At 72.5% G+C, this 24,949-nt stretch carries 22 protein-coding genes; 12 read left to right on the top strand and 10 right to left on the bottom strand.

Going from position 1 to position 24,949, the window contains the following annotated elements:
- Positions 1–59: 59 nt before the first annotated feature.
- Positions 60–2,069, top strand: a complete 2,010-nt coding sequence (locus FHX71_RS25460) for a CocE/NonD family hydrolase (RefSeq protein WP_182620305.1) — start codon at positions 60–62, stop codon at positions 2,067–2,069.
- 60 nt (positions 2,070–2,129) lie between these two features.
- Here FHX71_RS25460 and FHX71_RS25455 read toward each other — a convergent pair whose 3' ends face one another.
- The 9 genes from FHX71_RS25455 to ssd form a co-directional block, all read right to left on the bottom strand.
- Positions 2,130–2,363 (bottom strand): helix-turn-helix transcriptional regulator, encoded by a 234-nt coding sequence (locus tag FHX71_RS25455; protein WP_344400780.1) that lies wholly within the window; start codon positions 2,361–2,363, stop codon positions 2,130–2,132.
- Between the two features lie 4 nt (positions 2,364–2,367).
- Positions 2,368–3,252 (bottom strand): ABC transporter permease, encoded by an 885-nt coding sequence (locus FHX71_RS25450; RefSeq protein WP_182620304.1) that lies wholly within the window; start codon positions 3,250–3,252, stop codon positions 2,368–2,370.
- Positions 3,249–4,307 (bottom strand): ABC transporter ATP-binding protein, encoded by a 1,059-nt coding sequence (locus FHX71_RS25445; protein WP_220490484.1) that lies wholly within the window; start codon positions 4,305–4,307, stop codon positions 3,249–3,251. The genes FHX71_RS25450 and FHX71_RS25445 overlap by 4 nt, the downstream gene beginning before the upstream one ends.
- Before the next feature lie 92 nt (positions 4,308–4,399).
- Positions 4,400–4,846, bottom strand: coding sequence for an Rv3654c family TadE-like protein (locus FHX71_RS25440; RefSeq protein WP_246403548.1), 447 nt, complete (start codon positions 4,844–4,846; stop codon positions 4,400–4,402).
- Positions 4,831–5,175, bottom strand: coding sequence for a TadE family type IV pilus minor pilin (locus FHX71_RS25435; protein ID WP_182620302.1), 345 nt, complete (start codon positions 5,173–5,175; stop codon positions 4,831–4,833). The genes FHX71_RS25440 and FHX71_RS25435 overlap by 16 nt, the downstream gene beginning before the upstream one ends.
- A 3-nt stretch (positions 5,176–5,178) precedes the next feature.
- On the bottom strand, positions 5,179–5,397 hold the full coding sequence (locus FHX71_RS25430; protein WP_182620301.1) for a DUF4244 domain-containing protein: 219 nt from the start codon (positions 5,395–5,397) through the stop codon (positions 5,179–5,181).
- Between the two features lie 173 nt (positions 5,398–5,570).
- Positions 5,571–6,740, bottom strand: coding sequence for a type II secretion system F family protein (locus tag FHX71_RS30235; RefSeq protein WP_312877214.1), 1,170 nt, complete (start codon positions 6,738–6,740; stop codon positions 5,571–5,573).
- On the bottom strand, positions 6,734–7,894 hold the full coding sequence (locus FHX71_RS25420) for a TadA family conjugal transfer-associated ATPase (RefSeq protein ID WP_182620300.1): 1,161 nt from the start codon (positions 7,892–7,894) through the stop codon (positions 6,734–6,736). The genes FHX71_RS30235 and FHX71_RS25420 overlap by 7 nt, the downstream gene beginning before the upstream one ends.
- Positions 7,891–8,670, bottom strand: a complete 780-nt coding sequence (gene ssd, locus FHX71_RS25415; RefSeq protein ID WP_182620299.1) for a septum site-determining protein Ssd — start codon at positions 8,668–8,670, stop codon at positions 7,891–7,893. Before ssd ends, FHX71_RS25420 begins: the two co-directional genes overlap by 4 nt.
- A 255-nt stretch (positions 8,671–8,925) precedes the next feature.
- On the opposite strand from ssd, the gene FHX71_RS25410 reads away from it, so the two are divergent.
- Positions 8,926–9,759 (top strand): HAD family hydrolase, encoded by an 834-nt coding sequence (locus FHX71_RS25410; protein ID WP_182620298.1) that lies wholly within the window; start codon positions 8,926–8,928, stop codon positions 9,757–9,759.
- 621 nt (positions 9,760–10,380) lie between these two features.
- On the opposite strand, the gene FHX71_RS25405 is transcribed toward FHX71_RS25410, so the two are convergent.
- The gene (locus tag FHX71_RS25405) at positions 10,381–11,472 is read right to left on the bottom strand and encodes an NADH:flavin oxidoreductase/NADH oxidase (RefSeq protein WP_182620297.1); all 1,092 of its coding nucleotides are present in this window, start codon (positions 11,470–11,472) and stop codon (positions 10,381–10,383) included.
- Positions 11,473–11,653: 181 nt separating this feature from the next.
- Between FHX71_RS25405 and acs the strand changes: the two genes are divergently transcribed.
- The 10 genes from acs to FHX71_RS25355 all read left to right on the top strand — a co-directional run bounded on the left by acs (position 11,654) and on the right by FHX71_RS25355 (position 24,928).
- Positions 11,654–13,684 (top strand): acetate--CoA ligase, encoded by a 2,031-nt coding sequence (gene acs, locus FHX71_RS25400; RefSeq protein WP_182620296.1) that lies wholly within the window; start codon positions 11,654–11,656, stop codon positions 13,682–13,684.
- A gap of 90 nt (positions 13,685–13,774) precedes the next feature.
- Positions 13,775–14,791 (top strand): mycothiol synthase, encoded by a 1,017-nt coding sequence (gene mshD / locus FHX71_RS25395; RefSeq protein WP_182620295.1) that lies wholly within the window; start codon positions 13,775–13,777, stop codon positions 14,789–14,791.
- Between the two features lie 57 nt (positions 14,792–14,848).
- Positions 14,849–17,377, top strand: coding sequence for an RNA degradosome polyphosphate kinase (locus FHX71_RS25390; RefSeq protein WP_246403547.1), 2,529 nt, complete (start codon positions 14,849–14,851; stop codon positions 17,375–17,377).
- Between the two features lie 17 nt (positions 17,378–17,394).
- Positions 17,395–18,408: an NUDIX hydrolase gene (locus FHX71_RS25385; RefSeq protein WP_312877213.1), complete on the top strand. Its 1,014-nt coding sequence runs from the start codon at positions 17,395–17,397 to the stop codon at positions 18,406–18,408.
- 94 nt (positions 18,409–18,502) lie between these two features.
- The gene (locus FHX71_RS25380) at positions 18,503–19,102 is read left to right on the top strand and encodes a hypothetical protein (RefSeq protein ID WP_182620293.1); all 600 of its coding nucleotides are present in this window, start codon (positions 18,503–18,505) and stop codon (positions 19,100–19,102) included.
- Positions 19,103–19,440: 338 nt separating this feature from the next.
- A complete protein-coding gene (locus FHX71_RS25375; protein WP_182620292.1) occupies positions 19,441–20,058 on the top strand; it encodes a DUF47 domain-containing protein in 618 nt (205 codons plus the stop codon).
- Between the two features lies 1 nt (position 20,059).
- Positions 20,060–21,064, top strand: a complete 1,005-nt coding sequence (locus FHX71_RS25370) for an inorganic phosphate transporter (RefSeq protein ID WP_182620291.1) — start codon at positions 20,060–20,062, stop codon at positions 21,062–21,064.
- Between the two features lie 110 nt (positions 21,065–21,174).
- The gene (locus FHX71_RS25365) at positions 21,175–22,617 is read left to right on the top strand and encodes a sugar porter family MFS transporter (RefSeq protein WP_182620290.1); all 1,443 of its coding nucleotides are present in this window, start codon (positions 21,175–21,177) and stop codon (positions 22,615–22,617) included.
- A 194-nt stretch (positions 22,618–22,811) separates the two neighbouring features.
- Positions 22,812–23,315 carry a MarR family winged helix-turn-helix transcriptional regulator gene (locus tag FHX71_RS25360; RefSeq protein ID WP_182620289.1) on the top strand — a complete coding sequence of 168 codons (504 nt, stop codon included), beginning with the start codon at positions 22,812–22,814 and terminating at the stop codon, positions 23,313–23,315.
- On the top strand, positions 23,312–24,928 hold the full coding sequence (locus FHX71_RS25355) for an MDR family MFS transporter (RefSeq protein ID WP_182620288.1): 1,617 nt from the start codon (positions 23,312–23,314) through the stop codon (positions 24,926–24,928). Before FHX71_RS25360 ends, FHX71_RS25355 begins: the two co-directional genes overlap by 4 nt.
- Positions 24,929–24,949 lie beyond the last annotated feature (21 nt).

The following is a 24,949-nucleotide window of genomic DNA, read 5'->3' as shown; positions in this document are numbered from 1 at the left end:
CGACATTCACCCGTTATGTTCCCTTTCGACCAGGCCGTTCGTCGCAAGGGAGCACGCCGATGCGAGTCCACCACGTCCGGGCCAAGCGGGTCGCCGCGGCCGCCGTCGCCGCGCTCACCGGGCTCACCCTGGCCGCCGGCGTCGTCCCCGCCGGGGCGGCGCCGCTCGATCTGCCCGGCGCCGCGGGCTCGCTCGCGACAACGACAACGACGACGACGGCTGGGCCGGCCGCGACCGCCCAAGCCGCTGAGGTTCCGGCCGAGGAACCGTTCGTCCTCGACGACGGCGTCACGGCGGCCGTCTACGACTACGCGGGCGCGATCCGCGAGTCGGTGAACGTCGTCGCGCCGGACCTGGACGGCGACGGCGACCCCGAGCAGATCCGCGCCGACATCATCCGCCCGGCCGAGCTCGACGGCGTGGCCGAGGTGCCCGTCGTCATGGACGCCAGCCCGTACTACGCGTGCTGCGGTCGCGGCAACGAGAGCGAGCTCAAGGAGTACGACGCCGACGGCGACCCCTCGCTGTTCCCGCTCTACTACGACAACTGGTTCGTGCCGCGCGGGTACGCGTACGTGGCGGTCGACATGGCCGGGACCGGCTGGTCGACGGGCTGCACGGACCACGGCGGCCCGTCCGACGTCCTCTCGGTGAAGGCCGTCGTGGACTGGCTGAACGGCAGGGCGACGGCGGTGGACCCGGACACCGGTGAGCCCGTGGTCGCCGACTGGTCGACGGGGAAGACCGGCATGATCGGCAAGTCCTACGACGGGACGCTCGCCAACGGCGTGGCCGCGACCGGCGTCGAGGGGCTGGAGACCATCGTGCCGATCGGCGCGATCAGCTCCTGGTACGACTACGACCGGGCGCAGGGCCTGCCGTTCTCGGCCAACTACCCACGCTTCCTCATGGGCTACGTGGCCGGCGGCCGCCACATCGCGACCGACTGCACGGCGATCACCGAGGCGATGAACACGGCGGGCGACGACGCGTCGGGCGCCCACAACGCCTTCTGGGACGAGCGCGACTACCGATCGGGCTCCCTCTTCGACGCCTCGCAGGTCACCGCCAGCGTGTTCGTGGTGCACGGCGCGCAGGACACCAACGTGGACACGCCGAACTTCTCCCGCTGGTGGACGGCGCTCGGCGAACAGGGTGTGCAGCGCAAGCTCTGGCTCACGCGGCTGGGCCACGTGGACCCGTTCGACTCCGACCGCGCCGAGTGGGTGGACACGCTGCACCGCTGGTTCGACCACGAGCTGCTCGACATCGACAACGGCATCGACGACGAGCCGGCGGTGCGGGTCGAGGTGGCCCCGAACGAGGTGGTCACCTCACGGAGCTGGCCGGTCACGGACCGCACGGCAAAGCTGCGGCCCCGCGCGGACGGCAGCCTCGCCCTCGGCGCGCGCGGCCGGGCGGCCGACGCCGGCTGGGTGAACGCCCCGAACCAGACCTTCAACACCGCGCTGGCCGCGGGCACCAACCCGAACCGCCTGCTGTTCCGCACCGGGACGCTGACCGACGACCTGCGGCTGTCGGGGGCGGCGTCCGTCACGACGACCGTGACCCACGGGGCGCCGACCGGCCAGATCACGGTGGGCCTCGTGGACTACGGCGTGATGGACCGCGTGCTCACCTCGGGCGACGGCGCGACGACGCTCGGCACCGAGTCCTGCTACGGCGAGTCCGCCGGGGTCGACGACGGCTGCTACCGCGACGTGGTCCGCAACATCGGGTCGACGGAGCTGCAGGTGCTGGGCCGCGGCTGGGCCCGGCTCGACGGCGCCGGCACGCACACCGTGACGGTCGAGATGCAGACCAACGACCTGGTCGTCCCGGCGGGGCACCAGCTCGGGCTCGTGGTCATGGGCACCGACCGGGGCGCCACCGTGACCGTGGACCGCGCCGCGACGCAGTACTCGATCGACCTCGGCGCGACGACGCTCAACCTGCCCGTGTCCGGCCCGATGAAGAGCTTCGCACCGGGCCGCAGCCTCGTGCCGGAGGCCGACGACGTCAGCCGGTCGGCGCTCCTGCCCGAGCCGCGGGTGGTCGTGCCGCGATGACGGCGCGCGCCGCGGTGCTGCTCTCGCCGTCGCGAGGGCGTCGCCGCGGCGCGCCGGGCGCTACTCCCCCAGCCGCTTGAACGGGCTCGTCGAGAACACGACCTCGACCGCGACGCCGAAGTACTCCGCGATCCGCAGCGCGAGGAACAGCGACGGGCTGTACTCACCCCGTTCGAGGTAGCCCACGGTCTGGTAGTGCACGCCGAGCGCGTCGGCGAGCTCGCGCCGCGAGACGCCACGTTCGGCGCGCAGCATCGCGATGCGGTTGTGGACGACGTCGGACTGCTCCGCCACCAGCTCAGTACCCCTTGGACATGTAACGCTCCCGCGCCGCCGCCACTGTGGAACCCGACTCCCTGCGGGCCATCCTGCGAAGCACGATCGGCGCGAGCACCATACCCACAACCGCCCAGAGGCCGAGCACCGCGAACATCTCGAACGTGCGCCACGACTCGCCGATCTCGGCCACGACCATGCTCTCCGGGAGCATCGCCGACCGGGCACCCAGCCCGAGCCAGTAGTAGGGGAACGCCTGCCCCACCCACTGCAGCCACTCGGGCAGCGCGGTGATCGGGTAGAAGATCCCCGACGGCACGATCAGGAGCATCGAGCCCAGGAACAGCAGCCCCGTCTGCGAGGCGCTCTTGAACAGCGACCCGAGCGCGACGCTGATCGGCACGGTGGCGATCATCCCGACCAGGAAGATCAGGGTCAGCAGGACGAAGGTGCGGCCGTCGAGCCGCAGATCCCCCGCGACCGTGACGGCGGGGATGATCAGGACGAGCAGGCTCACCAGCGTGGTGAGCGCGAACATCAGGATCTTGCCGACGAGGTAGCCGAGCATCCCGTTGGGGGTCGCCTTGGCCCGGAGCAGCGTCCCGTCCTCCCGGTCGACGGCGATCGTGCTGGCCGGACCGGTGAGCCCGCCGAACGCGATGCTCATGCCGACGAGGCTCGGCAGCACCATGGCGCCGAGCGCGAAGTCCGTGCCGGGGATGGTGCTGCCCCGCATGAACAGCAGGACCACCGCGTAGATCACGGGGAACGCGAGGATCCAGACGAGATCGCTCGGCTCCTGGATCGAGTACTTGGTCTCGAGCCAGCCACGGGTCAGCCCCGCGCGGACGGCCGCCCAGCGCGCGTCGTTCCGCGTGCCCCTGGCCGCGGTCTCGGTCATCGTCATGACTGCACCCCCTCGTTCTGCTCGGCCCGGTCCTGGTCGGTCCGGCCGCCTTCGTCCGGACCCGGACCGGCCTGGTCCTGGTCGGTCTCGCCGTGGTCGGCCCCGGCCTGGTCGGCGCGGGCCGCCCCGGCGTCGTCCGACCCCGGCTGGTAGGTCTCGGCCCGGTGGACGAGAGACATGTAGGTGTCCTCCAGGCTGGCCCGCCTGACCTCGAGCTCCGTGACGCCCAGGTCGCTCGCCAGCAGCCGGCGGACGAACTCCGTGGGGTCCCCCTCGGCCACCGCGTGGACGTTCCGGTGCCCGCCGGACGTCCAGCGCACCTCCGCCTGGGTGGTCAGCTCCCTGGCGAGCTGGTCCGCCGACCCGTTGGCGACGATCTCGCCGCCGTCGAGCACCAGGATGCGGTCCGCGAGCTTCTCGGCCTCGTCGAGGTCGTGCGTGGTGAGCAGGACCGTCGTGTTCTCGAAGTCGGCCAGGCGGTGCACCAGGTCGTGGAACTCGCGCCGGGCGTGCGGGTCGAAGCCCGCCGTCGGCTCGTCCAGGAACACCAGTTCCGGCCGCCCGACGATCCCGATCGCCACGTCCAGCCGCCGCCGCTGCCCGCCCGAGAGTGTCTGGACCTTGGCCCTGGACTGTTCCGCGAGCCCGACCACCTTGATCAGCTCGTCCACGTCCCACGGCCGGGAAACCTCGGCGGTCGAGTAGGGAGTGTAGAAGCGGGCGAGATAGCCGAGCAGGTCCCGGACCCGCCACCGGCCGTGGTCCCGCCACGACTGCAGCACGACGCCGAGCCGCGCGCGCCACGCCTCGTCGCCGTGCGCCGGGTCCTGCCCGAGCACCGAGACCTCGCCGGCCGACCGCATGCGGAAGCCCTCGAGGATCTCGATCGTGGTGGTCTTGCCCGCCCCGTTGGGCCCGAGCAGCGCGACGACCTCGCCGCGCTGCGCCGTGAAGGACACGCCCTTGAGCACGTCCTTCGTCCCGTATCGCATCCGGAGGTCACGCACGTCGAGCGCGACGTCGCCCGACGGCGGAGACTCGCTCCGTGCGGTCATCGCACTCTCCGTATCATCCATAGCAGTGATACTACGATCCGTAGGGGTATCACGTCATCACCTTTTCCGTTCGAGATTCGGCTGGCTGACGCTCAGGGCCGCGCCGTCGCGGACTCACGCGGTCCCGCCCGCGCGGTCGCTCGTGCCGAACCGAGCTCACCGGCGGGCCCGACGGCCGCCCGTGTCGCGACGACCCGCACCACTCCCCCGCCGAGCACCTCGCACGCCGCGAGCTCCGCGCCGTTCCGGGTCACGGCCGCACCCGCCGTCCCGCACGGGTCGAACCCGTCGCGCAGTGCGGTGGCGCCTGCGAGCGCGCCGAGGTCGGCCGCCGCCTGCGCGGCCCCTCGGGCGTTCTGGGCCGCGCCGAGCGCGGCGATGCCGACCGCGAGGAGCAGCGCCGCAGCGACGACCCCCAGCACCAGGACGGTCCCGGCCCCACGCTCGGGGTCGCGCCGCGGGTGGCAGTCGAGGTCACGCCTCAGACCACGCCCGGCTTCCCGCCCCGCGTCGCGCCCGGGCCTCACGGCTCGACCCATGCCGCGGCCGTACCCGTGGCCCGCAGGGGTCCGGACACCCAGCTGCCCGCGACCGGCCGGCTGACGGTGACCCGCACCCACTCGCCCTCCCTCGCGAGCGACATCTCGGCCTCGGGACCGCCCACCCGTGCGACAGTCGCCGCCACGACCGACTCCTGCTCTCCGATCGCGACCGCCCGCGCCCCCGCGCGGGCCGCGTCCAGGGCGCGCATCTGCGCCGTGGACGCGGCCGCGAGGGTGAGCACGGCGACCAGCACGAGGACGACGACCGGCAGCCCGAGGGCCAGCTCGGCCGTGACCGTGCCGCGTTCCGACTCACGCTGTGCCATGGGTCAGCCGGCCGTCAGCGCCGACTGGATGAGCGACGTGAGCATCCCCTTCACGTCGCCGCCCTTCAGCACCGCCATCAGCGCGCCCGCGAAGGCGGCCGCCGCGAGCGTCGCGATCGCGTACTCGGCCGTGGCCAGCCCGCTCTCCGGGTCGGGCGTGCCGGCCTCCGTCGGCGACCGGTCCTCCGGCTCAGGACAGGCCACCGCTGTCGAGATCGTCATGTCTTCTCCTTCCTCCTCGCCCGCACCCGGCCTCTCGGCCGGCACGCGGGCACCCTGTACGGCCCACCGGAGCGGGCCCCGTCCGCCGCACGGCGGACGGCACCGGCGTGCGCGAGCACGCCGAAGTCCTCGTCTTCTGCCGGGCGCCAGCCGCCTGGCGCCCGGCCCATGGCTCAGCCCCTGAGCAGGTCGATCCCCAGCGCCAGCAGCACCGGGACCAGCCCCACCAGCACGAAGGCCGGCAGGTAGCAGACGCCGAGCGGCAGCACGAGGCGTACCCCGAGCCGGGCGGCGGCGGTCCGGCTCGCGGCGCTCCGCTCGTGCCGCACCTCGGCTCCCGCGGCACGCAGCGCCTCACCCGGTGCCGCGCCGTCGAGCCACGCACCGCGGAGCGCACGGACCATCGGACCCAGCGCTGCGGGCGCACGGGCCCACGCCCGCTCCCAGGCCGAACCGAGCACGAGCGAGTGCGCGGCACGCGTCAGCACCTGCCCGTCGGGTTCGCCGACTGCCGTGCCGACCGCCCGCAGCGCGCGCGGCACCCCCGCCCCCGACCTCAGCGCGGCCGCGACGAGCTCCAGCACCACCTGGACGTCCACGCCGGACCGGTCCGCGCCGCGCGCGGCGGCGACCAGCCGGTCGGACCAGACCCGTCCCGCCACGAGCAGCACCGCCCCGGTCCCCACCGCCGCCGTCCCGATGCCGCCGTCCGTGGCCGTGCCCACCGGGTCGGCGCCGAGGACCCACCCGAGGAACCCGCCGGCGATCGGCAGCCACATGAGCAGCCGCCCCGTCGTCCGGGGACCGGCGAGCGCCGCGTCCCGCTCGGCCTGTGCCTCGGCCTCCGCGGCGAGCGTGGCGGCGACCTGCTCCAGGACCCGGCCGAGCGGGGCCCCGACGTCGAGCGCGAGCCGGGTCGCCGCGACCACCGCCTGCGCGTGGCGGTCACCGAGCACCCGGGCCAGCTCGTCGACGTCGGGCACGCCCGCGAGGTCCACGCCTACGCCTGCCGCACGCGACCACGCGGCACCGGGCGGTGAGCCCGCCTTGAGCAGCGCGACCACCTGGAGCACGATCACCCGGACGTCACCGCGCGCTCCTCGGCCGGCCCCGTCCCCGAGGCCTGGTCGGGCACGGACCCGTTCGCCCGCGCCAACGCCAGGCGTGTCGGCAGAACCGCGGCCCGCCCGCGAACCGGGACCAGAAGCCGAGTCGGGACCAAGAGCCGAACCAGCACCAGCCCCCAGCACCTCCCGCACTCTCCGGCCACCGCGCGCCAGCACCAGCCACACGCCGACCGCGACGAGCAGGCCCACACCCGACGACTCCACGACGCTCACCACGGCCCGTACCTCCCCACGAGCTCGTCCCACGCGCCCGGGTCCGCGGTGCAGCCCACGCCGGGTTCCCAGCGCGCGGCGGCGCGCACCTCGAGCTCCCCGCCCGGGCCGCGGCCGACCAGACCGATCTCCGCCAGGTACCGCGTCCCGTGTCCGCGCCGCAGGTGCAGCACCACGTCGAGCGCCCCGACGGCCTGTGCGGCCACCGCCTCCCGGGTCATGCCGGCCAGGCCCGCGAGCGCCTCCAGCCGGGCCGGCACCACGGCGACGGCGTTGGCGTGCAGGGTCGCGAAGCCGCCGTCGTGCCCCGTGTTCATCGCCATGAGCACCTCGCGCACCTCGGCGCCGCGGCACTCGCCGAGCACGATCCGGTCCGGTCGCATACGCAGGGCGTTGCGCACCAGGTCGGCGAGGTCCACGGCGCCGGCGCCCTCGACGTTGGGACGCCGCGCGGCCAGGTGCACCACGTGCGGGTGCGTGGGCCGCAGCTCGCGTGCCTCCTCGACGGTCACGACGCGTTCGCCGTGCGGCACCAGGGAGAGCAGGGCCGACAACAGGGTGGTCTTGCCGGTGCCCGTGCCCCCGCTGATCAGCACGTTCGCCCGGCCCTGCACGAGGGATCGCAGCAGGCCGACCCACTGACGCGGCAGGGCGTCGCCGGCCACGAGCTCGTCGAGCGTGAACGCATGGGTCCGCAGGACGCGCAGGGAGATGAGGGCGCCCGTCTCGGCGAGGGGTTCGAGCACGGCGTGCAGCCGGGTGCCGTCGGGCAGGCGGGCGTCCACGGTGGGGCAGGCGTCGTCGAGGCGTTGCCCGCCGAGGGCGGCGAGGCGGACGGCGAGCGCCCGCACCTCGGCCGCCGACCCCAGGTCGATCGCGACCCGCTCCAGGCCGGTGCCCCGCTCGACCCACACGTCGCGGGGGCCGTTGACCAGAACGTCGGTCACGTCGGCGGCGTCGAGCAGCGGCTGCAGCGGACCCGCGCCGGTGAGCTCGGCCCGGGCCGCGCGATCCAGGTCCCGCAGCGCGTCGGAGCCGAGCACCCGCCCGGAGTCCCGGACGGCGTCCCGCACGGCCGCGCCGGCGTCGGCGCGGCCGGTCGCGATCCGGGCACGGACGTCGTCGAGCAGGGAGGCCTCGACCAGGGGCGCGCTCACAGGGCGGCCGCCACGTCGGTCGCGAAGCGGCCGAGCGTCGTCCTGCGCGACACGGCCGGGCCCTCGCCGCGCTCGATCGCCCGGGCCAGCCCGCCGTCCCGGTCCACCGCCGCGGCGACGGGGAGTCCCAGCGCCGCGGAGACGTCGTCCTGGTCGACCGCTCCGGGCGCCGGGCCGCGCACCACCAGCCGCACGTCGGGCACGCCGGCTTCCCGGAGCGCGTCGCGAACCGGCTGCGCCCCGACGGTCGCGGGCAGCGTCAGCGGCACCACGAGCAGCACCGTGTCGCACGCGGCGAGCAGCGTCCGGACCGCGGTCCCGGCACCCGCCGGAGAGGACGCATCGTCCCGCCGGGTGGCGGTCCCCCAGGCGCCAGGCCGCGGCAGGTCGAGCACCAGCGTCTCGCCCGCCCGGACCAGCCCCCGGCAGACACCGAGCACCACGTCGTCGTGCGGCGGCGCTCCCGTCGCCGTGCCGCTCAGCACGGGTACCGCGCCCCAGCGGGGCAGCGCCGCGACCACGCCGATGCCGTCGACCTCCCCACGCGCCTCGACGAGGTCCGGCCAGCGGGCGCCGCGTCCGCCGTCGGACCCGAGGAGCAGGTCCGCTCCCGGTGCGTGCGTGTCGAGGTCCACGAGCGTGGCCCGCTCCCCGCCGCGCCGCAGGCCGTGGGCCACGCACGCGGCCACCACCGAGGCGCCCGCGCCGCCGCACGCCCCGACCACCCCGATCACCCGACCTGGATCGGGCCGGACACCACCCACCGTGCTGACCATCACGCCTCCCCTGTCCGACCCGCACCGGGTACGTCACCCGGGCTCCGTGACCAGGTTGGAGGCCGGCACCCACGCCGTGCCGGCCGCATCGGCGGCGCTGTGCACGAACGACCAAAAGTGGTGCCTGTGGTCGGGCTCGGACGCCCTGGCTGCCGTGCGGAGGGTCTGTCCCGGGGGCGGACGAGTTTCATCCGGATGGAAGAACACACGTCGAAGTGGCCCGCTCCGGCGGACCGCCCCCGCTAGGCTCGTCGGGTGACCGAGCAGGTGCCCCAGACCGCTTCTCGACCGGCGTCGCGCGCTCAGCGCACGGCCGCGTTCTTCGACCTCGACAAGACGATCATCGCCACGAGCTCGTCGGCGGCGTTCTCCAGGCCGTTCCTCGCGGGCGGGCTGCTGTCGCACGCCGACGTGCTGCGCAGCGCCTACGCCCACTTCGTCTTCATGATCGGCAACGCCGACGCCGACCAGACCGAGCGCATGCGCGCGCACCTGTCGTCGCTCGTCACGGGCTGGGACGTGGAGAAGGTCCGGCAGATCGTCACCCAGACGGTGCACGAGCTGATCGACCCGTACGTCTACGCGGAGGCTGTCGAGCTCATCGCGGAGCACCACGCGGCCGGGCGGGACGTGGTGGTGGTGTCGGCATCGGCCGCAGTGCTGGTCGAGCCGATCGCGGCGGTGCTCGGCGCGGACCACGTGCTCTCCACGCAGATGACGGTCGAGGACGGCCGGTTCACCGGCGAGATCGACTTCTACAACTACGGCGACAACAAGGCCGTGGGAGTGCGCCGCCTCGCGGTGAGCGAGGACTACGACCTCGCGGGGAGCTTCGCCTACTCCGACTCCATCACGGACGCGCCCATGCTGGCCGCCGTCGGCCACGCCTTCGTGGTCAACCCGGACCGGGTGCTCCGGCGCCGCGCCGCGCAGTCCGGCTGGGGCATCCTCGCGTTCACCCGCCCCATCGCGCTGCGCCCGCGCATCGAGCCGCTCCCGCTCCTCGCGGTGGTGGGCACCGTGGCGGTGGGCGTCACCGTCTGGCTGGTCTGGCGCGCGGCCCGACGCCGCTCCCGACGCCGCGCCTGACCCCTGAGGCAGGTTCCTGCGTCAGTTCGGCCCTCTGTCTTGAGATCGGCACAGCGATGTGCCGATCTCAAGACAGAGGGCCGAACTCGATGCCAACTGCCGACCTCACGCCCCAACCCGGCGACCGGTTCAGGTCAAGGATCGGCAAGGCCGAAGATTTTCCCCGGCAATTGGGCGCATGACAGGAATTGGCAATTGTGAAGATCCCTCCGCTCAGGTTGCTTTTGTAAGCGATAGGCACTGTGATTGTGTTCACAGCAAGAATTCAGGACGGCAGGGACAGTGCGCAGGGGGTCGAAAGGGCGTCAGCCTGATCGACGGCGAGCGAAGCACACGGTCAACCCCGTCCAGCTGGTGAGAGCGGAACCCGGCTTGAGGATGCTCCCGGATTCCGTACTCGTAGGCCGAGATCTCGCCACCGCAGTGGCCGGGCCCTCGCACATCCGGATCGCGAACGGAGATTGCGAGGAGCCCGGCCGCACGGCGAATCGTTTCGCGGAATGCACGCCGGCCGGAAAAGAATCACCACACCCGGCATTCTCCCGACGTTCAAACGTCGTCAGCCGTGATTCCCGCTCACCGCACCGCCGGGAGCCCCGCACCACGAGTCACCGCCACCAGTCACCGCCACCGGGCCCGCGAGTACTGCGGCTGCACCCCGACGCCGGCGTCCACGGGAACCGTCCCGATCTTCTCGCCCAGCGCGTGCGCCGCCCGCAGCGGCCAGTGCGGGTCACGCAGCGCCTCGCGCCCCAGCATGACGGCGTCCGCCGACCCCTCCACGAGGATCTGCTCGGCCTGGACCGGCTCGCTGATGAGCCCGACCGCGCTCACGGGCAGGCCCGACACCTCGCGCACGCGGCGCGCGTGCGGCACCTGGTAGCCGGGCCCGACGGCGATCGACGCCGGCGCCACGCCACCGGTCGACACGTCGACCAGGTCGGCACCGAGGGGGCCGAGGCGGCCTGCCACGGCCGCGACGTCGTCCACGCCGAGCCCGCCCTCCAGCCAGTCGGTCGCGGACAGCCGGACCAGCACGGGCAGGTCCTCGGGCCACGCGGACCGCACGGCAGCCACCGTCTCCTCGACGAGCCGCGAGCGCGCCTCCGCCGACCCGCCGTACCCGTCGGTCCGGGAGTTGGCGACCGGCGAGAGGAACTGGTGCAGCAGGTACCCGTGGGCCGCGTGCATCTCGACCGTGTCGAACCCGGCCTCGCGGGCCCGGCGCGCGGCCGCCGCGAACTGCTCGGGTACGTCCGCCACCTGCTCGGGGGTCATCTCCGCGGGGGTCGCGAAGCCCGGGTACGGGACCGCGGACGGCCCGACGGTCGCCCAGCCGCCGTCGGCGAAGGGCACGCTGCCCTGCTCCTCGGCCCACGGCCGGAAGGTCGACGCCTTGCGCCCCGCGTGCGCGAGCTGGATGCCGATCTTCGCCCCGCGCGCGTGCACGAAGTCGACGATCCGCTTCCACGCCGCGGTCTGCTCGTCGTTCCAGATGCCGGTGTCCTGCGGCGAGATCCGGCCCTCCGGGACGACGGCGGTGGCCTCGGTCAGCACGAGCCCGAACCCGCCGGCGGCCCGGGCGCCGAGGTGGACCAGGTGCCAGTCGTTCGGCATCCCGTCCTCGGCCGAGTACTCGCACATCGGCGCCAGCCAGGCACGGTTGGGCAGCGTCAGGCCGCGCAGGGTGATCGGTTCGAAGAGGAGGCTCACGCCAGGCCCTAACGTGGCCGCTCGCCGGGCAATTCCGGGGCTGCCGCACGACGTCTCAGGAAGTGACACCGGTTTGTGAGGGGTGTCACCGTCCGGGACTACACTCACCGACCAGAGACAACGTCAAGGCAGCACCAAGCACCTGCCCGTACGAACGCGAAGACGCGCACCGGAGGTCACCGTGACAGACACCAACCCGACGTCGGGTTCGGCATCCAGCCCCAGCCTCGAGAACCTTCTGAACGAGACCCGGAGCTTTCCGCCCAGCGCGGAGTTCGCGGCTCAGGCGAACGCACAGGCCGACCTGTACGAGAAGGCGTCGGCCGACCGCCTGGAGTTCTGGGCCGGCCAGGCGCGGGAGCTCGTGACGTGGACGAAGCCGTTCACCGAGACCCTGGACTGGAGCGGAGCCCCCGTCGCGCGCTGGTTCGCCGACGGCACGCTGAACGCCGCCTACAACGCCGTGGACCGCCACGTCGAGGCCGGCAACGGCGACCGGGTCGCCATCCACTTCGAGGGCGAGCCGGGCGACACCCGCACGGTCACGTACGCCGACCTGCAGCAGGAGGTCTCCCGCGCGGCCAACGCGCTCACCACCCTGGGCGTGCAGACCGGCGACCGCGTCGTCATCTACCTGCCGATGCTCGTCGAGTCCGTCGTCGCGATGCTGGCCTGCGCCCGCATCGGCGCCGCACACTCCGTCGTCTTCGGCGGCTTCTCCGCCGACGCCCTGCGCAGCCGGATCGCCGACGCCGAGGCCACGCTGGTCATCACGGCCGACGGCGGCTACCGCCGCGGCGCCCCCTCGGCCCTCAAGCCGGCCGTCGACGAGGCGCTCGCCCCCAAGGAGGGCGCCGACCCGACCACCGTCCGCAACGTGCTCGTCGTCCGGCGCACCGAGCAGGACGTCGAGTGGGTCGAGGGCCGGGACGTGTGGTGGCACGAGGCCCTCGCCGCCGCCTCCGACCAGCACGAGCCCGTCGCGGTCGAGGCCGAGCACCCGCTGTTCATCCTGTACACGAGCGGCACCACCGGGAAGCCGAAGGGCATCCTGCACACCACCGGCGGCTACCTCACGCAGGCCGCGTACACGCACAAGAACGTGTTCGACCTCAAGCCGGAGACCGACGTCTACTGGTGCACCGCCGACGTCGGCTGGGTGACCGGCCACTCCTACGTGGTCTACGGGCCGCTCGTGAACGGCGCCACGCAGGTGCTGTACGAGGGCACGCCCGACACCCCGCACCGCGGCCGCTGGTGGGAGCTCATCGAGAAGTACAAGGTCTCGATCCTCTACACGGCGCCCACGGCGATCCGCACCTGCATGAAGTGGGGCGACGACATCCCGGGCGGGTTCGACCTCTCCTCCCTGCGCGTCCTCGGCTCGGTGGGCGAGCCCATCAACCCCGAGGCGTGGATGTGGTACCGCCGCGTCATCGGCGGCGACAAGGCCCCGATCGTCGACACCTGGTGGCAGACCGAGACCGGCGCCATCATGATCAGCCCGCTCCCGGGCGTGACCGCGACCAAGCCTGGGTCGGCCCAGGTCGCGCTGCCCGGCATCGCCGCGACCGTGGTCGACGACGAGGCCAAGCCCGTGCCCGACGGCGGTGGCGGCTACCTCGTGCTCACCGAGCCGTGGCCGTCCATGCTCCGCGGCATCTGGGGCGACCTGGAGCGCTACAAGGAGACGTACTGGTCGCGCTTCGACGGCCTCTACTTCGCGGGCGACGGCGCCAAGAAGGACGCGGACGGCGACATCTGGCTGCTCGGCCGCGTGGACGACGTGATGAACGTGTCCGGCCACCGCCTGTCGACCACCGAGATCGAGTCCGCGCTCGTGTCGCACCCGATCGTGGCGGAGGCGGCCGTCGTCGGCGCCGCCGACGAGACCACCGGCCAGGCCGTCGTCGCGTTCGTGATCCTGCGCGGCAGCCACGCCGGCCGGGCCTCCACGCCGGAGGGCGCCGCCGAGGTGCAGAAGGAGCTGCGCGACCACGTGGGCAAGGAGATCGGCCCGATCGCCAAGCCGAAGAAGATCCTCGTGGTGCCGGAGCTGCCCAAGACCCGGTCGGGCAAGATCATGCGCCGCCTGCTGCGCGACGTCGCCGAGGACCGCGCCGTCGGCGACGCCACGACGCTGGCCGACTCGTCCGTGATGGACCTGATCACGGCGGGCCTGGCAGCGCCGTCGGCCTCCACGGAGGACTGACCGCCTCGCTCGGGCATCCTGCCCGGCCGCAGGTCGAGCTTGTCGAGGCCCCGGTCTCGACAAGCTCGACCGGCGGGAGAAGATGAACGCATGCGTATCGCTGCCCCCATCGAGATCGGCCCGCTCGACGCCGACGCCCAGCAGGCCGTCCGAGACCTGGCCGCGGCCGCGGAGGCGCACGACGGCGTCGCCCCGCTGTCCGAACAGCCCCTGCTCAACCTGGGCACGGACGCGGAGTGGATCACGCACGTCGTGGCGCACACGACGTCGGGCAGCACGGTCGGGTACGTACAGATCGACCGCTCCGGCGAGACCGCGAGCGCCGAGCTGGTGGTGCACCCCGACCACCGCAGGAACGGCCGCGGCCGGGTGCTGCTGCGGACGGCGGAGCGGGACGCCACGCTGCCGTCCCGCTCGGGCGAGCCGGGCCAGCACGGCAAGCAGCTGCGGGTCTGGGCGCACGGCGACCTGGAGATCGCCCGGGAGTTCGCGCGGGCTTCGGGCCTGCGCCCGGTGCGCGAGCTGCTCTTCCTGGCCCGGCCCCTGGCCGCCGACGACGCCGCGGACGGTGGCACGCCCACCGCAGCGTCGCCGCCGGAGGCACCCGCCGGCTACCGCCTGCGCACCTTCCGCCCCGGGGCCGACGACGCGGCCTGGCTCCGCGTCAACGCGCGCGCCTTCGCCACCCACCCGGAGCAGGGCCGGATGTCGCTCGACGACCTGCGCGCCCGGCAGGCCGAGCCGTGGTTCGACCCGGAGGGCTTCTTCCTCCTGGTCCCGGACTCAGCCCCCGACGGGACGCCCGACGTCGCCCCCGAGGGCACAGCGACCGACCCCGACCCCGTCGCGTTCCAGTGGACCAAGACGGAGCCGGGCCAGCCGGACGACGCGCGCGACGGCGAGATCTACGCCCTCGGCGTCGACCCGGACCACCAGGGCGAGGGGTTCGGCCGGCTGATGACGACGGTCGGGCTGGCGCACCTCGCGCAGAACGGAGCCACGCGTGCCGTGCTGTACGTGGAGGGCGACAACACGGCCGCCCTGGCCACGTACGAGCGCGCGGGCTTCACACGGGCTGCTGTACACGTGCAGTACGCCCGCCCGTGACGGGCGCTCTCCGAGAGCGTCACCCACTGTGTACCGAACGGTGACACCATGAACCACATGAAGGACAGCGCTGGGAACGCCATCGCCAGGACCCGGGACAAGAACGGCCGATTCATGAAGCAGAGCCCCCGTACGGCACCCGCGGAGTCGACGAACGGGGAGGCCGATCCCGTGCCCGCCCCGGCGGACAAGGCGACCGACAAGGCGACCGACGGCGTGCCCGCCGTCGTCGAGAGCTCCTCCAAGCCGGCCCCGAAGTCGGTCCCGCAGAAGCCCGCCCTGCCCAAGCCGGCGCTGCCGAAGACTGCCGGGGCCGCCGCGGAGGACATCCTGGCGCCGCACTCGCTGGACCCGAGCCTGGCCGCGCACATCGCGGAGCACATCGCGGAGAACCCCGGCGGCACGAGCGTGCTCGACCCGCTGCTGGGCGAGCCGCTGCCGGTCGACCGGTTCGCGGACCGGGAGCTCAGCTGGCTGGCGTTCAACCAGCGGGTGCTGGAGCTCGCGGAGGACCCCCGCATCCCGCTGCTGGAGCGCGTGCGGTTCCTGGCGATCTTCGCGTCCAACCTGGACGAGTTCTTCATGGTGCGGGTGGCCGGCCTGCAGCGCCGCATCGCGACGGGTATCGCGGTGACGAGCGCCTCGGGGCTCAGCCCGCGCCAGGCGCTGTCCGCGATCTCCGAGGGTGCGCACGACCTGATGACCCGGCACGCGCGCGTGTTCGAGGACGAGGTGCAGCCGGCGCTGGCCTCCGAGGGCATCACGCTGGTGCACTGGGGCGAGCTGGACACCAAGGAGCAGGAGCGGCTGCACAAGTTCTTCCGCAAGCAGATCTTCCCCGTCCTGACGCCGCTGGCCGTGGACCCGGCGCACCCGTTCCCCTACATCTCGGGGCTGTCGCTCAACCTCGCGGTGGTGGTGGCCAACCCGGCGACGGGCAAGGAGCACTTCGCGCGCGTCAAGGTCCCGCCGCTGCTGCCGCGCTTCATCGCGGTGGACGCGTCGGGCAAGCCGCGCCGCCCCGGCACCAAGAAGGCCGACCCGCAGCGGGGCCCGCTCTCGTTCGTGCCGCTGGAGGAGGTCATCGCCCAGCACCTCGACTACCTGTTCCCCGGGATGGAGGTGCGGGACAGCCACACGTTCCGCGTGACCCGCAACGAGGACGTGGACGTGGAGGAGGATGACGCCGAGAACCTGCTCCAGGCGATGGAGAAGGAGCTGCTGCGGCGCCGGTTCGGGCCGCCGGTGCGGCTGGAGATCGCGAAGGACATCAGCCCACGCATCCGGGACCTGATCGTGCGCGAGCTGGGCGTCAAGGAGGAGGAGGTCTACGAACTCCCCGCGCTGCTGGACCTCACGGGCCTCAACCTCATCGCGGACCTCGACCTGACCTCCCTGCACTACCCGCCGTTCGTGCCGTCCACGCACCGGCACCTCGCGGAGGTGGAGAGCTCCAAGCCGACCGACGTCTTCGCCGCGATCCGGCGCCGGGACATCCTGCTGCACCACCCGTACGACAGCTTCTCCACGAGCGTGCAGACGTTCCTGGAGCAGGCGGCGGCCGACCCGAACGTGCTGGCGATCAAGCAGACGCTGTACCGGACGTCGGGCGACTCGCCCATCGTGGACGCGCTGATCGACGCCGCCGAGGCGGGCAAGCAGGTGCTCGCCCTGGTCGAGATCAAGGCGCGGTTCGACGAGGAGGCCAACATCTCCTGGGCGCGCAAGCTCGAGGAGGCGGGCGTGCACGTCGTGTACGGCATCGTGGGCCTCAAGACGCACTGCAAGCTCTCGCTCGTGGTGCGCCAGGAGCCGGACGGCTCCCTGCTGCGCTACTGCCACGTCGGCACGGGCAACTACCACCCCAAGACGGCGCGGCTCTACACGGACCACGGCCTGCTGACCTGCGACCCCGACGTGGGCCAGGACCTGACGCGCCTGTTCAACCAGCTCTCCGGGTACGCCCCGAAGTCGACCTTCCACCGTCTGCTCGTGGCGCCCCGCGCCGTGCGCTCCGGCCTGGTCGAGCGCATCGAGCGCGAGGCGGCCGCCGCCCGCGCCGGGCACGAGGCGTGGGTCAAGATGAAGATCAACTCGGTGGTCGACGAGACCGTCGTCGACGCCCTGTACCGCGCCTCCCAGGCCGGTGTGAAGGTCGACCTCGTGGTGCGCGGCATCTGCGCCATCCGGGTCGGGGTGCCGGGCCTGAGCGAGAACATCCGCGTGCGGTCCATCCTGGGCCGGTTCCTGGAGCACTCGCGCCTCTTCGCGTTCGCCAACTCGGTGGGTCCCGCCCTCGGCGAGGGCCCGGAGTCCGGTCCCGAGGTGTTCATCGGGTCGGCCGACCTGATGCACCGCAACCTCGACCGCCGGGTCGAGACCCTGATCCGGATCTCCGACCCGACCCACGTGGGCGAGATCCTGGGGCTGCTGGACGAGTCGATGGCGGACACGACGGCGTCCTGGCACCTGCTGCCGGACGGCCGGTGGGAGCGCCCGTCGTCGGGCTCGGAGGGCAACGGCCTCCGCGACCTGCAGGCGGTCCTGATCCAGCGGCAGCGGCGCCGGCTCGAGCCCGTCCGGTGACCGGGCGGAGGTCGGTGGTGGGCACCGAGCCGACGACGGCGACCTCGCCGCCGTCGGGCGCGCACACCCCTGTCGTGATGACCGCGGGCGGCGTGGTGTGGCGTCGTCGGGCCGGCAAGGTGCAGGTACAGCTGGTGCACCGGCCCCGCTACGACGACTGGTCCTGGCCCAAGGGCAAGCTCGAGAACGGGGAGACGTTCCAGAACGCCGCGATCCGCGAGGTCGGCGAGGAGACGGGCAAGGAGATCGTGCTCGGCCGCCCCCTGCCCGGCCTGCAGTACCTGACGCCGGAGGGCGGCGTGAAGCGCGTGCACTACTGGGCGTCGCGCCGCGCCCGGCGCGGCCGGGACACGGCCGGGCTCGCGGCGCGGGCGCCCGTGGCCCCGCTCGACCGCGAGGAGGTGGACAGGGTGGAGTGGCTGGACGCGGACGACGCCGTGGCCCGCCTCACCCGGGTCTCCGACCGCGGGCCGCTGAACGCCCTGCTGGCCGCCGAGGCCGAGGGTCTGCTCGACACCCGCACGCTGGTCATCGCCCGGCACGGCCGGGCCGTCTCCCGCACCTCGTGGCACGGCTCGGAGCGCGACCGGCCGCTCACCCCCCTCGGGCACGGGCAGGCCGCCGCGCTGGTGCCGGTGCTGGCCGCGTACGGCGTCGAGCACGTGATCAGCTCGCGGTGGGAACGCTGCGCCACGACCATCGACCCGTACGTGCGGGCGGCGAACCTGCGGCCGAGCTACAGCGAGTACCTCACCGAGGCCCAGCACGAGCGGTCGCCGTCCCGCGTCGCCGCGACGGTGGGCGTGCTCCTGGAGGAGACGTCGGAGTCCTCGGTGATCTGCACCCACCGCCCAGTGCTGCCCACCGTGCTGGACGTGCTGGCGCAGCACGCGACGGCCACGGTGGCCGCGGGCCTGCCCCGCCAGGACCCGTTCCTCGAACCCGGTGAGGCGCTCGTCGCGCACGTCGCGGACACGTCCACGGGCCCGCGGGTCGTGGCCACCGAGAAGGTGAGTCCGCAGGTCTGGTGACGCGATCAACCTGGACCGTGGTGGACACACGTTCCATTTCGGCGCACTATCGGACACCATGAGCAGCGACCAACGACCGCCGAGACGGCCGGCCATGCTGGACCCCCGGGACGCCGACGCGCTTCCCGGAGAGGCCGACCCTGCCCTGCGCGACGAGATCGCGCACGCAACGGCCAGGGCCCTCGTGGACCGTGCCCGGACCACGGAGGACCCCGCCGTCGTGGAGCGGCTCATCCACCTCGTCGAGAACGAGGGCCTCGACACCGTCGCCGGCCTGTGGGCCGACGCCGCACCCGTGTCCCTTCCCGGCGCCCTCTGGCGCCTGTACGTGCTGCGCGAGTGGGTCCGACGGGACCTGCCGACCGTCATGCTCAGGTATCGACTCGGTGTGGAAGCCGCCCCCGTCCAGGAGGCCGTCGCGGGCGTCCCGAGCCCGCCGGAACCCGGTGACCTGCGGATACTGGCCGACGCCGTGCTGTCCGGCGTCTTCACCGGCGACCTCGCCGTCGCGCTCGAACGGGCCGGCGCGTTCTGCCGCATCCTGTCGACCGGGGCGGCGTTCGACGCCGACTCCCGCGAGGTCGCCGACCCCACCGGCGCCACCCGGATGACCCGGGGCGCGAGCTCGTTGCTGCGCACCGCGGAAGAGCTGGAACGGGCCGGTGACCTGTGGAGAACCGGCTCCCTGGAGTAGTCGCCGACGCTGTCAAGCACTTCGCGCGGGTGTGCCCTGTGACGTCCGACCCCCTTGGCAGATCCGCACGCATGACTAGGATGGTGCAGGCGACGCCGGGCTGCGGTAGCCCCGGGCTCCATCTCAAGCCGCTTCGAGCGGCCCCGCGCCGAGAGGCGCTCCCGGTTCGGCGTCGCCTTCTTCTCCCGCTCCCCGGCCGACGACGCGGTCGGCGGCGCCCCCGCTGACGGTCCTGTGCCGTGTGTCACGAGTTGCCAAAGCATGATCTTGCAAATTGGCGATAGTCGGCAACGGCTCTACGCTGAGCAGGTTCCAGAGCCCTCAGAACGGGAGCCTTCGTGCGCCTTACTCCGCGCGACACCACGTACTTCGATCTACTCGCCGCCCTGGCCCAGCACCTCGTCCGGGGCTCGTCCCTGTTGGCGGAGCTGCTCGGAGCGGACAAGGCGGGCCGCGAGAAGCTGGCCGACGAGATGCACGACGTCGAGCACCTCGCCGACGACGCGACGCACTCGATCATGCGGCGCCTCAACCAGACCTTCGTGACCCCGTTCGACCGCGAGGACATCTCCAGCCTGGCCTCGGCGCTGGACGACTGCATGGACGAGATGGACGAGGCCGCCGACCTGATCGTCCTCTACAAGGTCGAGGGCCTGCCGGACCGCGTCTCGGACCAGGTCCAGGTGCTCCAGCGGTGCGCGGAGCTGACGGCGGAAGCCATGCCGCGCCTGCGCTCGATGGACAAGCTCGCCGACTACTGGGTCGAGGTGAACCGCCTGGAGAACCAGGCGGACAAGCTGCACCGCAAGCTCATCGCCCAGCTCTTCGACGACCTCGCCGGCGACCCGGTCCAGCTCATGAAGCTGAAGGAGATCGTGGAGGTCCTCGAGAACGCCGCGGACAGCTTCGAGAAGGTGGCGAACATGGTCGAGACCATCGCCCTCAAGGAGTCCTGAGTTGGAGGTCGCGCTCGTCGTCCTCGTGGTCGCGCTCGCCCTGAGCTTCGACTACACGAACGGCTTCCACGACGCCGCCAACGCGATCGCGACGTCGGTGTCGACCCGGGCGCTGACGCCGCGCGTCGCGCTCCTCATGGCGGCGACCATGAACTTCGCGGGCGCCCTGCTGGGCACCGAGGTCGCGGAGACCATCGCCACCTCGATCGTCGACCTCGCGGGCGCGAGCACGCACGCCGAGCTCGCCGTCGTCCTGTGCGCCCTGCTCGGCGCGATCACGTGGAACCTGATCACCTGGTGGTTCGGGCTGCCGTCGTCGTCCACGCACGCCCTCATCGGCGGGCTGGTCGGGGCGGGGCTCGCGGGCGGCATGAGCGTGTACTGGTCCGCGATCGTGGACAAGGTCGTGCTCCCGATGATCATCTCGCCGCTGGTCGGCTTCGGCCTCGCGTTCGCGGGGATGATCGCGGTGCTGTGGATCTTCAAGAGCGCGGCACCGGCCAAGACGCACCGGCGCTTCCGGATCGCGCAGACCGCCTCGGCCGCCGCGATGGCGCTGGGCCACGGCCTGCAGGACGCGCAGAAGACGATGGGCGTCATCTACCTCGCGCTGCTGACCGTCGGCTGGGCCAACCCGGCCACGGGCATCCCGCTCTGGGTCAAGCTGGCCGCGGCGGCAGCCATCTCCGCGGGCACGTACTCGGGCGGCTGGCGCATCATGCGCACGCTCGGCCGCAAGATCATCGAGCTCGACCCGGCCCGCGGCTTCGTGGCCGAGTCGGTCTCCGCGCTCGTGCTGTACGTGAACGCGTTCGTGCTGCACGCCCCGGTCTCGACCACGCACACGATCACCTCGGCGATCATGGGCGTGGGCGCCACCCGCCGGCTGTCCGCCGTCCGCTGGGGCGTGGCCAAGAACATCGCCATCGCCTGGGTGCTCACCATCCCGGCCGCCGCCCTCGTGGCCGCGCTGGCGACGTGGGCGCTCTGGCCCTTCCTGACCTGACCCGGCCGAGCTGATCGGCGGGCCCTCCGGGGCGGCGCGCGGACCGGGCCGGACGGCCCGGGGAAACTCTCGCCGCGCGACTGCCCCGGGGGGCGACTTAGCATCGCAGCATGAGTACTGGTCAAACGGTCCCGAGCGCTTCCGCGCAATCGGCCCACCGCAAGGCGACGGCGCTTGCCTTCGCCGCGGCGGTGGGCGGCTTCCTGTTCGGCTTCGACAGCTCCGTGATCAACGGGGCCGTGGACGCCATCCAAGGTCAGTTCTCGCTCAACCCCACGATCACCGGGCTCGTGGTCGCCGTCGCGCTGCTCGGCTGCGCGCTCGGCGCCTGGGCCGGCGGGCGGCTGGCCGACCGCTGGGGCCGCACCAACGTCATGGTGCTCGGCGCCGTGCTGTTCTTCGTGTCGTCGATCCTGTCGGCCATCGCGTTCTCCGCGTGGGACCTCGCCGTCTGGCGGTTCATGGCAGGCGTCGGCATCGGCATCGCGTCGGTGATCGCGCCCGCGTACATCGCGGAGATCGCGCCCGCCGCGATGCGCGGGCGCCTGGGCTCGCTGCAGCAGCTCGCGATCACCGTCGGTATCTTCGCCGCCCTGCTCTCCGACCAGATCCTCGCCGAGTCCGCGGGCGGCGCCGCGAACGTCCTCTGGTTCGGCTGGGAGGCCTGGCGCTGGATGTTCCTGGTCGCCGTCGTCCCGGCCGCGGTCTACGGCATCCTGGCGCTACGCATCCCCGAGTCGCCCCGCTACCTCGCCGCCAAGGGGCGTGACGCCGAGGCCCGCGCCGTCCTGGCGAGCGTGCTCGGCCCGGACGAGGACGTCGACGACCGCCTCTCCCAGATCCACCGCAGCATCGCGATCGACGAGGCCAACGCGTCCGAGGGCTCGCTCCGCGGCAGCACCCTGGGCCTCAAGCCGATCGTCTGGGTCGGCATCCTGCTGTCGGTGTTCCAGCAGTTCGTCGGCATCAACGTGATCTTCTACTACTCGAGCACGCTGTGGCAGGCGGTCGGGTTCGACGAGAGCCAGGCCTTCCTGGTCTCCACGATCACCTCGGTCACGAACGTCGCCGTCACGTTCATCGCCATCGCGCTCATCGACAAGGTGGGCCGCCGTCCGCTGCTGCTCATCGGCTCCGCGGGCATGACCGTGTCGCTCGGCCTCATGGCCCTGGCGTTCACGCAGGCGACCGGCACGGGCAGCGACATCTCGCTGAGCGGACCGTGGGGCATCATCGCCCTGATCTGCGCCAACGCGTTCGTCGTCTTCTTCGGCGCCTCGTGGGGCCCGCTCGTGTGGGTGCTGCTGGGCGAGATGTTCCCCAACCGCATCCGTGCCGCCGCCCTCGGCGTCGCGGCGGCCATGCAGTGGATCGCCAACTTCGCGATCACGCTGACGTTCCCGCCGCTGCTGTCCGCGTTCGGTGCCAGCGTGCCGTACCTGATGTACGCGGCCTTCGCGGCGCTGAGCTTCTTCTTCGTGTTCACCAAGGTGCCCGAGACCAAGGGCATGGAGCTCGAGGACATGGGCGACGAGTCCCGCTCCGGCGCCTGACGCCTGCATCTGACACCGGCCACACAACGGCGCCGCTCCCCGCACGGGGAGCGGCGCCGTTCTTCGTGCGCCGGTGTCACGCAGGTCACACGCCCTCACCCGGCCCGGCCACGAAAAGACGCTTGCATTCGGCAACCATCTGGATATAGTTGCTCTAAGCAATCAAACGCCGAGGCAACTACTTCCCGAGGCCCATGACTTCCCACAGCAACCGGACCACGTCCGGCACCGAGGCTCCGGCCGTCGCCCTGATCACCGCGCTCCAGAGTCTTTCCCGCGCCCAGCGGGAGGCGGCGGCACGCATCGCCCACGAGCTCGACTGGCCCAGGGCCGGCGTCGCCGTGGTGCACCTGCTCGCCAAGTGCGGGCCGGCGTCCCTGTCCGACATCGCGGCCCGCCAGCGCGTCGACCTGTCCGTCGCGAGCCGTCAGGTGAGCACGCTGGCCGACGCCGGGTACGTCGTCCGGACCGTCGACGACGAGGACCGCCGGGTCCGCACCGTCGAGCTGACCGAGTCCGGGTGGGCCCTCGCGGCCGAGGCGTCCGAGCAGTACTCGAAGCTCATCGACCAGGCGTTCGCCGCCTGGTCGCCCGAAGACCTCGCCGAGGCGACCCGCACGCTGGACCGCCTCGTCGACACCATCAGTGCGAACACCACGCACCGGAGATCGCCCCAGAACCAGCAGGAGTGTGCATGACCAGCCCCAACACCACGTCCACGGTGGTCGAACCCGATCACCTCCAGGGTGAGCCGCCCGCCATGACGCACACCGAGGTCCTCCGGGCGCTGTCCGGGATCCTCCTCGGCATGTTCGTCTCGGTCCTGGCGATGTCCGTCGTCTCGTCGTCCCTGCCGAAGATCATCACCGACCTGGAGGGCGGCCAGTCGGCGTTCACCTGGGTCGTCACGGCGACGTTGCTGACCTCGACGATCTCGACCCCCATCTGGGGCAAGCTCGCCGACCTCACGAACCGCAAGACCCTGATCCAGATCGCCCTGGTCATCTCGGTGCTGTCGGCCGCGGCCGCCGGCTTCTCGCAGGACGTCGGCCAGCTCATCACGTTCCGCGCCTTCCAGGGCATCGGCGCCGGTGGCCTGCAGTCCCTCGCCGCCGTGCTCATCGCCGACATCATCAGCCCGCGCCAGCGCGGCCGGTACATGGGCCTGATGGGCTCGATCATGGGCATCGGCATGGTGGGCGGCCCGATCCTGGGCGGCTTCCTCACCGACGCCATCAGCTGGCGCTGGAACTTCTTCGTGGGCCTGCCCTTCGCCATCGCCTCGATCATCGTGCTGCAGATGACGCTGAAGCTCCCCAAGCGCCCCCGCGGCTCGGCCCGCATCGACGTCATCGGCGCCACGCTGATCTCCGTCGGCATCGCGACCCTGCTGCTGTGGATCACCTTCGCGGGCAGCGAGTTCGACTGGGTGTCGTGGCAGACGGCCGCGATGGTCGGCGGCTCCCTTGCGGTCCTGGCGATCGCGGTCCTGGTCGAGCTCCGGGTCAAGACCCCGCTCATCCCCATGTACCTGTTCAAGAACCGCACGCTGGTCCTCGCCGTCATCGGCTCGGTCGCCGTGGGCGTCGCGATGTTCGGCTCGTCGGTGTTCCTGAGCCAGTACATGCAGCTCTCGCGCGGCAAGACGCCCACGGAGTCCGGCCTCTACACCATCCCGATGGTGGTCGGCCTGTTCCTGTCGTCCACGATCAGCGGCCAGCTCATCTCCAAGACCGGCCGGTACAAGCCGTACATGGTCACGGGCGGCGTGCTGCTGACCGGCGGCCTGCTGCTCCTGTCGACGCTCGACTACCACACTTCGTTCGTGCTGGTGTCGATCTACCTGTTCGTCCTCGGCGCCGGCGTCGGCATGCTCATGCAGAACATGGTGCTGGCCACGCAGAACACGCTGCACATCAAGGACTCGGGCTCGGGCACGTCCACCGTGACGTTCTTCCGCTCGCTCGGCGGCGCCATCGGCGTCTCCGCGCTCGGCGCGATCCTGGGGCACAGCGTGAAGGAGAACCTGAAGTCGGGCGTCACCGAGATCGCACCGCAGCTCGCCGAGCAGGGGATCGACCCGACGGCACTGTCCGCCGGCGGCGGCACGCTGCCCGACCTCTCGACGCTCCCGGCCCTGCTGGTCGACGTCGTCGAACAGGCCTACGCGAACGGCATCGCGGACATCTTCCTCGCCGCCGTCCCGCTCGCCGTGGTCGCCCTGGTCTGCGTCTCCCTCATCAAGGAGGTGCCGCTGGGACACCGGTCGGGCATCGACCAGCTCCAGGACCTCGAGGCCACCGGGGTATAACGGCAAGCAAGCGGGGGATTT

This window comes from Promicromonospora sukumoe, from assembly GCF_014137995.1.
GTDB classification, from domain to species: domain Bacteria; phylum Actinomycetota; class Actinomycetes; order Actinomycetales; family Cellulomonadaceae; genus Promicromonospora; species Promicromonospora sukumoe.
This window is presented reverse-complemented; position numbering and strand designations above follow the sequence as displayed.

What these genes read in the sequence shown, in the direction of transcription:
- FHX71_RS25460 (WP_182620305.1), top strand. Translation starts at nt 60, where the DNA reads ATGCGAGTCCACCACGTCCGGGCCAAGCGGGTCGCCGCGGCCGCCGTC.
- FHX71_RS25450 (WP_182620304.1), bottom strand. Translation starts at nt 3,252, where the DNA reads ATGACGATGACCGAGACCGCGGCCAGGGGCACGCGGAACGACGCGCGC.
- FHX71_RS25445 (WP_220490484.1), bottom strand. Translation starts at nt 4,307, where the DNA reads ATGACCGCACGGAGCGAGTCTCCGCCGTCGGGCGACGTCGCGCTCGAC.
- FHX71_RS25440 (WP_246403548.1), bottom strand. Translation starts at nt 4,846, where the DNA reads ATGGGTCGAGCCGTGAGGCCCGGGCGCGACGCGGGGCGGGAAGCCGGG.
- FHX71_RS25435 (WP_182620302.1), bottom strand. Translation starts at nt 5,175, where the DNA reads ATGGCACAGCGTGAGTCGGAACGCGGCACGGTCACGGCCGAGCTGGCC.
- FHX71_RS25430 (WP_182620301.1), bottom strand. Translation starts at nt 5,397, where the DNA reads ATGACGATCTCGACAGCGGTGGCCTGTCCTGAGCCGGAGGACCGGTCG.
- ssd (WP_182620299.1), bottom strand. Translation starts at nt 8,670, where the DNA reads ATGGTCAGCACGGTGGGTGGTGTCCGGCCCGATCCAGGTCGGGTGATC.
- mshD (WP_182620295.1), top strand. Translation starts at nt 13,775, where the DNA reads ATGCGTATCGCTGCCCCCATCGAGATCGGCCCGCTCGACGCCGACGCC.
- FHX71_RS25390 (WP_246403547.1), top strand. Translation starts at nt 14,849, where the DNA reads ATGAAGGACAGCGCTGGGAACGCCATCGCCAGGACCCGGGACAAGAAC.
- FHX71_RS25380 (WP_182620293.1), top strand. Translation starts at nt 18,503, where the DNA reads ATGCTGGACCCCCGGGACGCCGACGCGCTTCCCGGAGAGGCCGACCCT.
- FHX71_RS25365 (WP_182620290.1), top strand. Translation starts at nt 21,175, where the DNA reads ATGAGTACTGGTCAAACGGTCCCGAGCGCTTCCGCGCAATCGGCCCAC.
- FHX71_RS25360 (WP_182620289.1), top strand. Translation starts at nt 22,812, where the DNA reads ATGACTTCCCACAGCAACCGGACCACGTCCGGCACCGAGGCTCCGGCC.
- FHX71_RS25355 (WP_182620288.1), top strand. Translation starts at nt 23,312, where the DNA reads ATGACCAGCCCCAACACCACGTCCACGGTGGTCGAACCCGATCACCTC.